This window comes from Paenibacillus sp. FSL H8-0048, assembly GCF_038002825.1.
Taxonomy (GTDB): domain Bacteria; phylum Bacillota; class Bacilli; order Paenibacillales; family Paenibacillaceae; genus Paenibacillus_AQ.
This window is the reverse complement of record NZ_JBBODF010000001.1, coordinates 1551209-1563535: the sequence shown is the minus strand read 5'-3', so window position 1 is coordinate 1563535 and position 12327 is coordinate 1551209. Positions and strand designations below refer to the sequence as shown.

Genomic DNA, 12327 nt, shown 5'->3' with positions numbered 1-12327 from the left:
CATTCAGGAGGGCTTATGTACCGCAGAATTCATATTATGGGAGCTTCCGGGGCCGGGACGAGTACCCTGGGGAAAGCGCTGGCAGCGAGGCTTCCGTATGTTCAATTGGACAGTGACGATTATTTCTGGGAGCAGAAGTACAGCAGGCCAAGTGATGTAACAGAGCGTCTAAGTAGATTGCGGGCTGACATGGCGCAGCATGAACCGTGGATTCTGTCCGGTGCGGTTTGCGGCTGGGGGGATTCGCTGCGGGACACCTTCGATCTGGTGATTTTCCTGTGGATTCCTGAGCAGGTCCGTCTGGATCGGCTGCGGGCGCGGGAGTATGAACGATACGGTGATGAGGGTCTGCCGGGCGGAGATAAATATGAGGATGTACAGGAGTTCATGGCTTGGGCGGCGCAGTACGATACGGCAGGGCCTGAGGTCCGCAGCCGCACGCTGCATGAGGATTGGATGGCTGGGATAAACGGCGATCTGTTGCGGCTGGAAGGGGATTTTACAGTGGAGGAGCGGGTGGAGGCAGTACTGCAATTCCTATCCCGTTCAAGCTAATTGAATCTATGTGGAAAAGGGGGCTGACCATGAGGAAGATACTGCGTGTGCTGTTGCTTCCTGCAATTCTGCTACTGCTGCTGACGTCCTGCAATACAGAAACGACCTATTTCAACTATACGTTCAAGGGCGAGGGAGACAACTGGTCGGGTGTCTATAAGCAGGAGGCAAATGAGAAGCTGATTACCAAAAAGAATAAAGTAACCAGTGAAAGCTCCAAGCAGTATAACTTAGTACTGCGTTACAAAGGCGACCAGTCTGATCTCGAAGAGATTAAACAGATGAAATATACGTTCAAAGCTAAACATAGCAGCGGCAGCCAGACTATCGAGGGGCCTGTTGAAGTAGCTATGCTGAAAATGGGCGCTTCTGGAAATGGCTCTGTTGAGAAAAAAGACTCCGTCATTAAAGTCACTGCCGAGTGGGACGGGAAGAGTGAGGAGTTTGAGCTCAAGTATGAGAAGTAGGGGATTAGGAGATTGAAGCTGGGACTGATTAGGCATTTCAAAGTAGATATTAAACCGCAGCGGACTTGGCTGACAGGGGAACAATTCAACCAGTGGGTCCAAGAGTATGAATTAGCACCTATTCAGGCTCCTGAACATGAGATAGGCGGGCAGCGCTGGACACTTTGTCTGTGTAGTGATCAGGAGAGGGCGGTACTTACGGCAAGTTATTTTGAGGCTCGAAAATTTGTGTATACAGAGCTATTGAGGGAGATTAGTGTAACTGCACCGCGGCTCAAGACAATTAGACTTAGCGGACTGCGACTGCCGGTTAACCTATGGCTTGTGCTTGGACGTTTGTTCTGGTCGGTAGGTCATTCTTCTCAAGCGGAGAGCAAAGCAGCTGTTCTGCGGCGAGCGGATAAAGTAATTGACTCCCTACTTATTGATGATGAGGAGTCTGCGCAAGAAGGCTATGTACTAATTGTCAGTCATGGTGCGTTCATGAAAGTTCTAGACCGCAGGCTCCGGCGCAGGGGCTACAAGGCAGAACGGATGCGTTACCCACGTAATGGTCAAATATTTATGTATGAAATGAAGTAATTGCACCACAACAATATGAACGCGGAGGCGACCTGCCATATTAACCATCGAACCAATCGAAATCGCATCACTGGACGCATTGAACACACTCTACAATGAATTAACGGGCGGACGGGCGGACCCGTTGAAGCTGGAGAAAGCCTTTCGGACAATCCGGGAGGATGAGCGGTATGTGCTGCTGGGAGCTTTTGCCGACGGGGAGTTGCTAGGCTCATTGATGGGGATCGTCTGCCAGGACTTGGTGGGGGATTGCCGTCCGTTCATGGTGATTGAGAATGTGGTCGTATCTTCGCGCGCACGGCGGCAGGGGCTTGGCAAGAAGCTGATGACTGCGATCGAAGACATTGCGCATGAACGGGACTGCTACTATATCATTTTCGTGTCGGGAGAGAAGCGGAAGGAAGCGCATATTTTCTATGAGGCGATGGGGTATAGGGAGGAAAAGGTCGAGGGGTACCGCAAGCATCTCAGCTCGCATTAGGGTCTACTACTTTTCCAATTCAGCCTTTGATTGTACTTTGTACAATCAAAAGCCAAGAAACCATCGTATTTTCACGTTCTGTTGTAGTTCATGCATTAGAATATTGGAATTTGGTCTGTTATGAGCACTTTTGAGGAAATCTGTTGCACCAAATACAGCAGAATGCATTCTGGAGGACATTTCGACCTTATCTGCTGTACAAAATGCAATCAGCCAAGTGTACCTTGATTCCTGCTAAAATCAGGTTAGTATGAGCCACGCTTATACGCTACAAGAGCCGGGAAAGCTTCCCTGCTCTTATTTTTAGTTTGACCATCTCGATGATAGCGCTTTATAATCCGTTCATAGCGGCTAGGGCCAGAGGTTAAGAATAGAGAAGGTAGGGGGAGAATCATGAATCCAATATGCAAGGTGTTGATTGTGGACGATGAAATCCTGGTCCGGCAAGGGATTAAATATGTGCTGGACTGGGAACAGGAAGGATTTCAGATTGTGGGTGAAGCGGCCAACGGGCGGGAAGCGCTGAATTCGCTGCAGACCCTGCAGCCGCATATCATCATTACGGATATTGTCATGCCGGTGATGGATGGCGAGGAGTTAACCCGGCTGGTGAAGCGCGATTATCCGGCTACCGAGGTGATTGTGCTAAGCAGCTTCAGCGAGTTCCATTATGTGCGTTCGACGTTCCAGCATGGGGTGGCGGATTATATTCTAAAGCCGAAGCTGGAGGCCGGGGCCTTATTGCAGGTGTTACAAAAAACCCGGGACCGCATTCCGGGACTGAGTACCGCCGGAGGACAAACGGAGGCAGAAGCGCAGCCGCTGGATACCCTGCTCAGCCGGATGCTGTCCGGTTACCGGCTGCCGCCGGAGAGCGAAGCGTATGTGAAGCAGCAGCTTCCGCATAACAGCTACACGCTGCTGGGCTGGGAGCCGGCCCAAACAGCACAGCCAGCAGCGGGCGGCAACGCTAGCGGCCATAGTGCTATACACTCTGCCAGCAGCAACAACGCCATTAACCGTAGCGGCGATTACGCTGCCGCAAGCAGCATCGCTCTTAGCGCCCATGACACCACCATCTTCAGCTCTATCACCGGTGAACTCAACCAGCATGTTCCGGGACTGAAGCAGTGCGTCATTCCAGGCAGAGAGCCTTCGGGCTCTACATTCATGCTAATTAATCTGGAGGAAGCCCATTGGCCGCAGCTGCTGGAGGCTGTACACCAGTTAGCCGATACGCTGGCCGGGCAAGAAACGGAAATTCGGCTGACGCTCAGCCGGAGATTCAGCTCGCTCAGCGAGCTGGCGGCCGTCCAGCAGGAGAGCGTTGCGAGACTACAGCAGTGCCGGTTTTTCCGGCCGGAGCAGACCCTGCTCATCCAGCCGGTACGTCCATATCAGGAGACGTCGCTGCCCAAGTTCAATCTGACGTCCTTCACAGCACAGCTGAAGCGGCAGCAGCTGGCGGAAGCGTTCGGTGACCTGCATCAGCATGTTGATGCGCTCAGCCGCCAGAATGACGGGGATGTGTATCAGTTCAAGTCCTTCCTGGGCAATATCATCTTCAATATTACGAATCAGTTCAGCCATCTGCAGGAGCTGGAGGAGGGGAAATACGGCCTGTTCCGGGCCATCGATGAAGCGGGCACAGCGGAGCAGGCCATGCAGATCCTGGATGATTACCTGAGCCGGATCATGGAGCTGACTTCATCGGCAGTGCCTGCACCGGGCAGCAATGCCAATATGACGAAGCTGCTGCAGTACATTGAGGAGCATTATGCCGAGCCGCTGACCCTTACGGAGCTGGCCCGTCATTTTCATTTCAACCCCTCGTATCTGTCGAGCCTGTTCACGACCTACAATCACGAGGGCTTCAAGGAGCATCTCAACAAGGTCCGCACGGGCAAGGCGGCAGAGCTGCTGCGGGCCGGAGAGGCACCGATAGCGGAGATTAGCAGCATGGTTGGATATGGAGACCACAGCTATTTTTGCAAAGTGTTCAAGAAATATAGTGGGCTGTCCCCGAGCAGCTACCGGCGTCAGTATTACGGGCAGGAGTAGAGCGTATGCGCAGATACTGGGAACGGTTCAAATTCCACAGCCTGTTCATCAAAATCTTCATCGTCATGCTGATCAGCATCATCGCTGTAGCCATCGCTTCCTCCTGGACGACCGTCCGCATGTCGGAGAAGCTGTTCATGAATACGTTCAGCATTACGAATTCCAAGGTGATCAGCCAGATCAAGTCGAGCTTTGAAGCGTTTCATTATTCGGTTGTAACGGCTACCAATAATGCTCAGCTAAGCGGTACGATCCGCTCCTTCCTGTCTGAGGAGGACTCGGACTCCCTGCGGATGCTGCGGACCTATTACAATATGACCACGCAGATGAAGAAGATTCAGTCCACGCTTGATGCCTACCAGGTCGGGATCAAAATCATGGGCAAAAACGGCCGCAGCTACTCCACCAATACGAACAATCTGCTAATGAGTGACCGGGAGCTTCGGGAGCATGAACTGACACGGAATACGCTGGCGGAACCGAAACGGCTGATGTACCAGTTCTATGAGGAGACGGTACAGGATTCGCCGAAGAAGGAAGCAGTGATCGTGGGCAGCAAAGCGCTGATGGACCGGACGAGCGGCGATATTTACGGGACGCTGTATTTTACCATTCATGAAAAGGATTTCCGCTCCTTCTACGGGAGCTTTGTCAGTACCGGGAATGATGTGGTGATCCTGAATAAGCAGGGGATGATTGTGTCCAGCAACCGCAGTGATCTGATGGGCCAGCAGGCAGGGGATCTCTTGCAGGTGGCCAGCGAGATTGAGGAGCAGCAGCTTGCGTACCAGAACATTGATTTCCAGGGCACGGATTCGATTCTGATTGCGGATTACCTGCCGTCTTATGATTTCTATATTGTGAACCTGATCGATAAGCAGACGGCCCTCGGCCAGATGGTCAACGGTAAAATGGTCGTGCTGTTCTGCTCAGCCATCGTGGCCGTGGCCCTGATCGTGGTGTTTCTGATCTTCAGAAGGCTGACCCGGTCGCTTACGCTGCTTACCCGGCAGATGTCCAAGATTACCGAGCGTAACTTCCACAATTACATTACGGTTACGGGGAGCTTTGAATTTCAGGAGCTGGGCCATGCCTATAACTATATGCTTGACGAGCTGAATGAATATGTCGAGAAGCTGGTGGAGACGCAGAAGGAGCAGCGGAATGCCGAGCTTGCGGCCTTGCAGCATCAGATTAACCCGCATTTTCTGTACAATACGCTGGCTTCGGTCAATTTCCTGGTGCAGCAGGGCAGCCAAGAGAAGGCGGTGCATACGATTCATGCCCTGATCTCAATGCTGCAGAATGCGCTAAGCAATGTCAGTGAGAGCATTACGGTGACGCAGGAGCTGGAGAATCTGAAATCCTATGTGTTCATCAACCAGGTGCGGTACGGCGAACGGATCAGGGTGAATTTCTTCGTCTCCCCGGATTGTATGGACTGTCATCTGCCGAAGCTGATTATTCAGCCGTTTATTGAGAATGCCTTCTTCCATGCGTTTACGCGCAAAAGCGGCGGATTTATCCATATCCTCATCTCCCAGGATGCCGGATCTCTGCTCTGTGAGGTGGTGGATAACGGGGACGGAATGGATATGGGAGCGGCTGATCTGCCTATGTCCGGCCTTAAGGGGAAGCGCCAGCTGTTCACCGGAATCGGTATTAGGAATGTGCATGACCGGCTGGTGCTGATGTACGGCGAAGAGTATGGAGTCACGATTAAGAGTGCGCCGGGGGAGGGAACTGCCATCCGAATCCGCCTGCCGCTGATGAAGAAGTGAGATTATTACCATTTTCCAAAAAAAGAACAAACGTCAGTCAAGGTAACGCTTACAATCAGGCGATAAAATGACCAATCCCCATAAAGTAAGTTCTAACGGGTCCCCCGGAGCGGGTGATAAGATTACTTATGTAATAAATAAGCGCTTACATTCAAGCGGGATACAGTAAAGCGCATCAAAGGGGAGGCTTACCAATGAAAAAAGGCTTTGCGTTAGTCCTGATTTGCCTGCTGCTGCTTACGGCCTGCAGCTCGAACTCCGGTTCCAAGAATTCCGGCAATACGGCCGCGGACACGGGAAAGACAGAGAATACAACAGCTACAGAGCCTGCACAGGCAAAGGAAATTACGATTTGGGCTTGGGACCCTGCCTTCAACATCGCCGCACTGGAAGTGGCCAAAGCAGAATATGCCAAGACGAACCCTGACGTGAAAATTAACATTGTGGAATATGCGCAGGCGGATATCATCCAGAAGCTGAACACGGGGCTGAATTCCGGAACCACCAAGGGTCTGCCGAACATCGTGCTGATTGAGGATTACCGTTCCCAGAGCTTCCTGCAATCGTACAAGGATTCCTTCTACGATCTGAGCAGCTCGATCAAGGGCACCGACTTCGCGGATTACAAAAGCGGACCGACCAGCCTGGACGGCAAGCAGTACGGGATTCCTTTTGATTCCGGCGTTACCGGCCTCTATCTCAGAACCGACTATCTGGAGCAGGCAGGCTACAAGCTGGCCGATCTGCAGGATATCGATTGGAAGCAATATATTGAAATCGGCAAAGCGGTGAAAGAGAAAACCGGCAAAGCGCTGATTACACTCGATCCGAACGACCTCGGACTGATCCGGGTGATGATTCAATCCGCAGGCGAGTGGTACCTGAAGGAAGACGGCAAGACGCCGAATATCGCGGGAAATGCACCACTTAAGGAAGCTTTTGAGATCTATAAGGAGCTGACTGAATCGAACGTGGCCAAGGTGCATGCAGACTGGAGCCAGTTCGTTGCCGCCCTGAACAGCGGCGATGTTGCCTCCGTGCCGACAGGCAACTGGATCACACCTTCGATTACGGCTGAAGCGTCACAATCTGGAAAGTGGGGCATTGCACCGCTTCCGAAGCTGACTGTGAACAAATCCGTTCATGCCTCGAACCTGGGCGGAAGCTCCTGGTATGTCATGAATGTGGACGGTAAGGAGACGGCCGCTGACTTCATGGCGAAGACCTTCGGCTCGAATGTGGAAATGTACCAGAAGCTGCTCACCGACATCGGTGTCATTGGAACCTTCAAAGCGGCTGCGGGCGGAGAGGCATACAGCCAGGCCAATGAATTCTTCAGCGGCCAGAAGATTGTCTCGGATTTCGCCGCCTGGACGGAGCAGATTCCAAGCGTCAATTACGGAATTAACACGTATGCGATTGAAGACATCCTGATTGTAGAGATGCAGAATTATCTGAACGGCAAGGATATTGACAGCGTGCTGAGCGATGCCCAGGCCCAGGCCGAGTCACAGATCAAATAATTAGGTTGTGCACACCGTGAACCTTGGGCGTGGCCTGCAGCTTCCGGGAGTTCAGGAGGCGGGCTGTGCCCGGGGTTTATTTTATAATATTTAATAATCAGGAAGGGACTGGGCAGCTGTGCATCAAACCAATTCCAAACTAAGATTCCGCACCAAAAGCGTGTTGACCGGATGGTCCTTCGTCCTGCTTGCGGTCATTCTAATCTTCGTCTTCTATTTCTACCCGATGCTTCAGGCACTTATTTTGTCGTTCCAGACGGGAACGGGCAGCAATCTTACCTTCACCGGCTTCGATAACTATTCACGGCTTCTGTCTGACAAGACATTTATTGTATCGGTTAAGAACACCTTCATCTATCTGCTGGTTCAAGTGCCGCTGATGATCATCCTCGCGTTGTTTATCTCGGTGCTGCTGAATGACAGCAAGCTGAGATTTAAGGGGTTTTTCCGGACGGCGATCTTCCTGCCCTGTGTCACTTCACTGGTTGCGTATTCTGTAGTATTCAAGTATTTGTTCTCCGGCAATGGCCTGGTGAATACGATGCTGCTGAAGCTCCACCTGGTCAGTGCCCCGATAGAATGGATCACAGATCCGTTCTGGGCCAAAATCACCATTATCATAGCGATCACCTGGCGCTGGACGGGGTACAATATGATTTTTTACCTGTCGGCCCTGCAAAATATTGATCACTCCATCTACGAGGCCGCCAAAATTGACGGAGCATCCTCTACCCGCCAGTTCTTCGGAATTACGGTCCCGCTGCTGAAGCCGATCATCCTGTTCACCTCGATTACCTCAACCATCGGAACGCTGCAATTGTTCGACGAGGTTATGAATATTACAAAGGGCGGCCCGGGCAACGCGACCCAGACGATCTCCCAGTATATCTACAATTTGTCGTTCAAATATGCAGCAGACTTCGGCTATGCAGCCACCGTATCGTATTCGATTGTGATTATGATTGCGCTGCTGTCGGTCATCCAGTTCAAAGTGGCAGGTGATAAGAATGGCTAAAAGTAAACGCTTCTTCATGTATCTGTTTCTGAGCATCGCGGCCATTGTCTCCATCTTTCCGTTCCTGTGGATGGTGGTCAGCTCGACGAACCAGTCGGTGGATGTCACCCGCGGGCGGCTGCTGCCGGGTACCCATCTGCTGGAGAATCTGCGCAAGCTGCTGGATACCACCGACCTGCAGGTATCTCTGATGAATTCAGCGAAAATCTCTATAACCACTACGCTGCTGGCGCTGCTGATTGCCTCGCTGGCCGGCTACGGCTTCGAGGTGTTCCGCAGCCGCTCGAAGGATATCGTCTTCAACATTCTGCTGCTGTCGATGATGATTCCGTTCGCCGCGCTGATGATCCCGCTGTACCGGATGTTCGGCCAGATCTCGAACGTATTTCCGTGGATGGGTATCGATACGATGACCTCGGTCATTCTGCCTACCGTGACTACTGCGTTCCTGATTTTCTTTTTCCGGCAGAGCACCAAAATGTTCCCGAAGGAGCTACTGGAGGCCGGCCGGATGGATGGGCTTAGCGAGCTGGGCATCTTCCTGCGCATCTACCTGCCGACCATGAAGACGACTTACGCCGCCGGAGCGATCATTACGTTCATGTCGAGCTGGAACAACTATCTCTGGCCGCTGATCGTATTGCAGACCCCGCAGACCAAGACCATGCCGCTGCTCATCTCCACTCTCGGCTCTGGATATGCCCCGGACTACGGGATGATTATGATCGCGATTGTAATCGGCACGATTCCTACTGCGCTGGTGTTCTTCGTGATGCAGAAGCAGTTTGTGGCTGGGATGATCGGGTCGGTGAAGTGAACTTAGACACTCTGAGAGTTTGGGAATAGTCGCGGCTCCGGGGATTGTTTGGACTTTCGGCCGCTGTTAGATTTGGATTTCCTGATCTAAGCCGCATAGTCTGCGGTAGAAATCCAAATCTAAAGGCGGACGCTAACGCTCCTACAGTTCCAAACATCCCCTGCGCCACTCCTCCCAAATAGGGGGAAGCTCAAGTTCACTAGCTGTGGGGGTAGGCAGGTGGGAAAGCCCTCTAATTTTATCGATGCGAGATAAATATAAGGAAAACCAATATGTCTTACGTATTGACATATCGAAAATCATCGATATAATAATGATTATGAATCCAATAGATGTATTTAAGGCTTTATCGAATGAATCCAGGTTACAGATCTTACAATGGCTCAAAGAGCCGTACGTTCATTTTAAACCCCACGAAGGAGTGGATATGGAGGAGATTGGGGTTTGTGTAAGTCAAATAACCGACAAGCTGAACATGACTCAGTCAACGGCCTCTCAATATCTTACGATGTTGCAGCGGGCAGGGCTAATTACCACAAAACGTATAGGCAAATTTACGTATTACCAGAGAGACGAGGAAGCCATACGTCAGTTAGCGCAATACACAATGAGTGAGATGTAAGAGAGATGAAACTGAGTTCTTAACACAGAATTCAGCTTTAGCTTGGCACTATGATTCGACAATTCGCGATATGTATTTTTATATATCATATCGACAATTCACGAATTGTATATTCAAAATATTAAAAGGAGTTGTATTATTCAATGTCTGTAAGCTGGAAAGTGTATATTTTAGCTATTGTTAGTTTTTTGGTCGGGACGTCCGAGTATATTCTGTCAGGCATTCTAGATAAGGTATCCGTTTCGCTTGGTGTGTCAGTTGCTGCCGCCGGGCAATTAATTACGATTTTTTCGCTAGTCTACGCTATATTCACTCCAATTCTTATGGCTGTAACCGCAGGGATAGACAGACGGAAATTAATCATGATGGGTCTAGGTTTGTTTGTGATATCTAATGTTCTCGCTGTTCTTTTGCCCGGGTACGGATTGTTTGTCATTGCCCGCATCATTATGGCCATCGGCGCAGGGTTAGTGGTGGTTACCGCCTTAAACATTGCCGCGAAAATTGCCCCTGAGGGTAAACAAGCAAGCGCTATTGCAACGGTCGTAATGGGCTTTACAGCATCATTAATCATTGGCGTTCCTCTTGGGCGCATTGCAGCGGATACGCTTGGCTGGAAATCTGTGTTCGGGGGAATTGCCCTTCTGGGGATTATCGCAATGATTATACTTTCTTTCGCCATCCCGCGAGTTAAGGGAGATGAACCTATTCCATTACGGCAGCAATTACGTTTGCTGCAAAAGCCTAAGGTCGCATTGGGACTCGCGGTTACCTTCTTTTGGCTTGGCGGATATTCGGTAGCATATACGTATCTTTCACCGTATCTGCTTGAAGTATCAGGCATAAGTGATAAATATCTCAGCGGTGCTTTGCTTATATTTGGAATAGCGAGTATGATAGGCTCCAAAATCGGTGGCTTCAGCACGGACCGGTGGGGGGTTAACCGAACCTTATTCAGCGGATTGATACTCCATATTGTAATGATGATCCTATTGTCTTTAGTAACGAATACACTCATTGGTGTAATGGCCGTGTTATTATTGTGGTCGTTCTCCGCATGGTCCTCTGGTCCGACGCAGCAATATCATTTAACGACAATTGAACCCGAAGCCTCAGGTGTGATGCTTGGCCTTAATCAGTCTATGATGCAGCTGGCTATGGCAGCCGGTGCTGGTATTGGCGGGGTAGCTATAGAAGCAGTCTCGCTTGCATCTATTACATGGATTGGTGCTGCCGGGGTTGCGGTTGCTATGATCGCTATGCTCGTTTTATATAGAATGAATTCTAAATCAGAGATGAATGTTCAACATCTAGTTCAAAACCAGTGAATGTTGCTGCGTGAAGTATGTTAAAGTCACTCAAGGACGAATTAAATTCTTTAGGTTTGCTTTGGGATTAGTCGTGGCTCCAGAGATCGTTTGGACTTTCGGCCGCTGTTGTCTCCAGATTTCTTGATTTAAGCCGCTTCTAGCGGGTGAAATCGGGAGACAAAGGCGGACGCTATCGCTCCTGAGTTCCAAACATCCCTTACGCCACTCCTCCCAAAAAGGGAGACTAAGTTCACTTGTGGAGAGGGCAGCAGAGATGTCTATCAACTAATGTTTTCCAATATTCTAAGCTTCTGGTGTTCCTTGATGGAACACCATTTGCCATTTCGAATGCTCATATTTCCATAGGGAACTACGCAGAGAATGCTGCTGTTTTTCTTCATTAAATAACTCTTTTCGCCATGAACGAACTTTCTTCTTCCCTTTGTATTAACACCCAATATGTACGTCCCCGCATTCGTAATTAATTCTATTTCCTATGTTCCACTTCATGAATAAATTAATATCCTCGATAGAATCTAGAATTCTCCATTCATATTCTTTATTCTCACGAAGCTCTCTCAGGACGAGGGGTTTAACGATGTGTTTCTCTAACTGTCCTTTCGTCCGGGCGATGTATGCAAATCCCAAAACGGCATTAGCACGAATAGCAGCAGACTCATGATCCGCAAGCTGGGCACAAGTATCTTGGGCGAACTTCCAGTTCGAATGGTATTCACCGACAGAAAGAGGGAGCGTCAGAAGATCAGCGGCGTCATTTCTTTTTAGACGGTCCTTTATCTCCTCGCTGGAGGGATCATTGAGCGGTGTGTAAATTCTGGACGACTTTAGCATAATTCTCCTTCATCCCCTTGCACTTTGGCATAGCTCATAATAATAATCTCCTTTGCATTAACTTCACTCTAATTATAAATAGATAAAGTAAGTATTCAAATGGCTTTTACGTGTTCAAGCTGAGAAAAGGCATGTCACGAAAATGACACTGCATCCCTGGGCATTTTGTTAGATTTTAGTAGAGAGGCGCAACTGATGCGGGGATTTGGAGTAATAAGAAAGATGATAAAAATATATGAAGTAGAGGAAAAGAGAGGATGT

At 50.0% G+C, this 12327-nt stretch carries 12 protein-coding genes; 11 read left to right on the top strand and 1 reads right to left on the bottom strand.

Going from position 1 to position 12327, the window contains the following annotated elements:
• Positions 1-15: 15 nt before the first annotated feature.
• The 11 genes from NSU18_RS06930 to NSU18_RS06880 all read left to right on the top strand — a co-directional run bounded on the left by NSU18_RS06930 (position 16) and on the right by NSU18_RS06880 (position 11232).
• Positions 16-555, top strand: a complete 540-nt coding sequence (locus NSU18_RS06930) for an AAA family ATPase (RefSeq protein WP_341148620.1) — start codon at positions 16-18, stop codon at positions 553-555.
• 29 nt (positions 556-584) lie between these two features.
• Complete coding sequence (locus NSU18_RS06925) at positions 585-1022, top strand: hypothetical protein (protein ID WP_341148619.1); 438 nt, start codon at positions 585-587, stop codon at positions 1020-1022.
• Positions 1023-1034: 12 nt separating this feature from the next.
• The gene (locus tag NSU18_RS06920) at positions 1035-1604 is read left to right on the top strand and encodes a histidine phosphatase family protein (RefSeq protein ID WP_341148618.1); all 570 of its coding nucleotides are present in this window, start codon (positions 1035-1037) and stop codon (positions 1602-1604) included.
• A 79-nt stretch (positions 1605-1683) separates the two neighbouring features.
• The gene (locus NSU18_RS06915) at positions 1684-2085 is read left to right on the top strand and encodes a GNAT family N-acetyltransferase (RefSeq protein ID WP_341148617.1); all 402 of its coding nucleotides are present in this window, start codon (positions 1684-1686) and stop codon (positions 2083-2085) included.
• 393 nt (positions 2086-2478) lie between these two features.
• On the top strand, positions 2479-4146 hold the full coding sequence (locus NSU18_RS06910; RefSeq protein ID WP_341148616.1) for a response regulator transcription factor: 1668 nt from the start codon (positions 2479-2481) through the stop codon (positions 4144-4146).
• A 5-nt stretch (positions 4147-4151) separates the two neighbouring features.
• A complete protein-coding gene (locus NSU18_RS06905) occupies positions 4152-5927 on the top strand; it encodes a cache domain-containing sensor histidine kinase (RefSeq protein WP_341020999.1) in 1776 nt (591 codons plus the stop codon).
• 194 nt (positions 5928-6121) lie between these two features.
• Entirely contained in the window at positions 6122-7450 is a 1329-nt protein-coding gene (locus NSU18_RS06900; RefSeq protein WP_341021000.1) for an ABC transporter substrate-binding protein, read from the top strand.
• A gap of 118 nt (positions 7451-7568) precedes the next feature.
• Complete coding sequence (locus tag NSU18_RS06895; protein ID WP_340754232.1) at positions 7569-8465, top strand: carbohydrate ABC transporter permease; 897 nt, start codon at positions 7569-7571, stop codon at positions 8463-8465.
• A complete protein-coding gene (locus tag NSU18_RS06890) occupies positions 8458-9282 on the top strand; it encodes a carbohydrate ABC transporter permease (RefSeq protein ID WP_341021002.1) in 825 nt (274 codons plus the stop codon). Before NSU18_RS06895 ends, NSU18_RS06890 begins: the two co-directional genes overlap by 8 nt.
• A gap of 319 nt (positions 9283-9601) precedes the next feature.
• Complete coding sequence (locus tag NSU18_RS06885; RefSeq protein ID WP_341150994.1) at positions 9602-9904, top strand: ArsR/SmtB family transcription factor; 303 nt, start codon at positions 9602-9604, stop codon at positions 9902-9904.
• Positions 9905-10047: 143 nt separating this feature from the next.
• On the top strand, positions 10048-11232 hold the full coding sequence (locus tag NSU18_RS06880; protein ID WP_341021003.1) for an MFS transporter: 1185 nt from the start codon (positions 10048-10050) through the stop codon (positions 11230-11232).
• A gap of 429 nt (positions 11233-11661) precedes the next feature.
• Here the strand turns inward: NSU18_RS06880 and NSU18_RS06870 are convergent, their stop codons facing one another.
• The gene (locus tag NSU18_RS06870; protein WP_341021005.1) at positions 11662-12066 is read right to left on the bottom strand and encodes a hypothetical protein; all 405 of its coding nucleotides are present in this window, start codon (positions 12064-12066) and stop codon (positions 11662-11664) included.
• Positions 12067-12327 lie beyond the last annotated feature (261 nt).

Bases quoted from the DNA above. Each gene is read 5' to 3' on its own strand.
- NSU18_RS06930 (WP_341148620.1), top strand. From the start codon at position 16: ATGTACCGCAGAATTCATATTATGGGAGCTTCCGGGGCCGGGACGAGT.
- NSU18_RS06925 (WP_341148619.1), top strand. From the start codon at position 585: ATGAGGAAGATACTGCGTGTGCTGTTGCTTCCTGCAATTCTGCTACTG.
- NSU18_RS06910 (WP_341148616.1), top strand. From the start codon at position 2,479: ATGAATCCAATATGCAAGGTGTTGATTGTGGACGATGAAATCCTGGTC.
- NSU18_RS06905 (WP_341020999.1), top strand. From the start codon at position 4,152: ATGCGCAGATACTGGGAACGGTTCAAATTCCACAGCCTGTTCATCAAA.
- NSU18_RS06900 (WP_341021000.1), top strand. From the start codon at position 6,122: ATGAAAAAAGGCTTTGCGTTAGTCCTGATTTGCCTGCTGCTGCTTACG.
- NSU18_RS06890 (WP_341021002.1), top strand. From the start codon at position 8,458: ATGGCTAAAAGTAAACGCTTCTTCATGTATCTGTTTCTGAGCATCGCG.
- NSU18_RS06885 (WP_341150994.1), top strand. From the start codon at position 9,602: ATGAATCCAATAGATGTATTTAAGGCTTTATCGAATGAATCCAGGTTA.
- NSU18_RS06880 (WP_341021003.1), top strand. From the start codon at position 10,048: ATGTCTGTAAGCTGGAAAGTGTATATTTTAGCTATTGTTAGTTTTTTG.
- NSU18_RS06870 (WP_341021005.1), bottom strand. From the start codon at position 12,066: ATGCTAAAGTCGTCCAGAATTTACACACCGCTCAATGATCCCTCCAGC.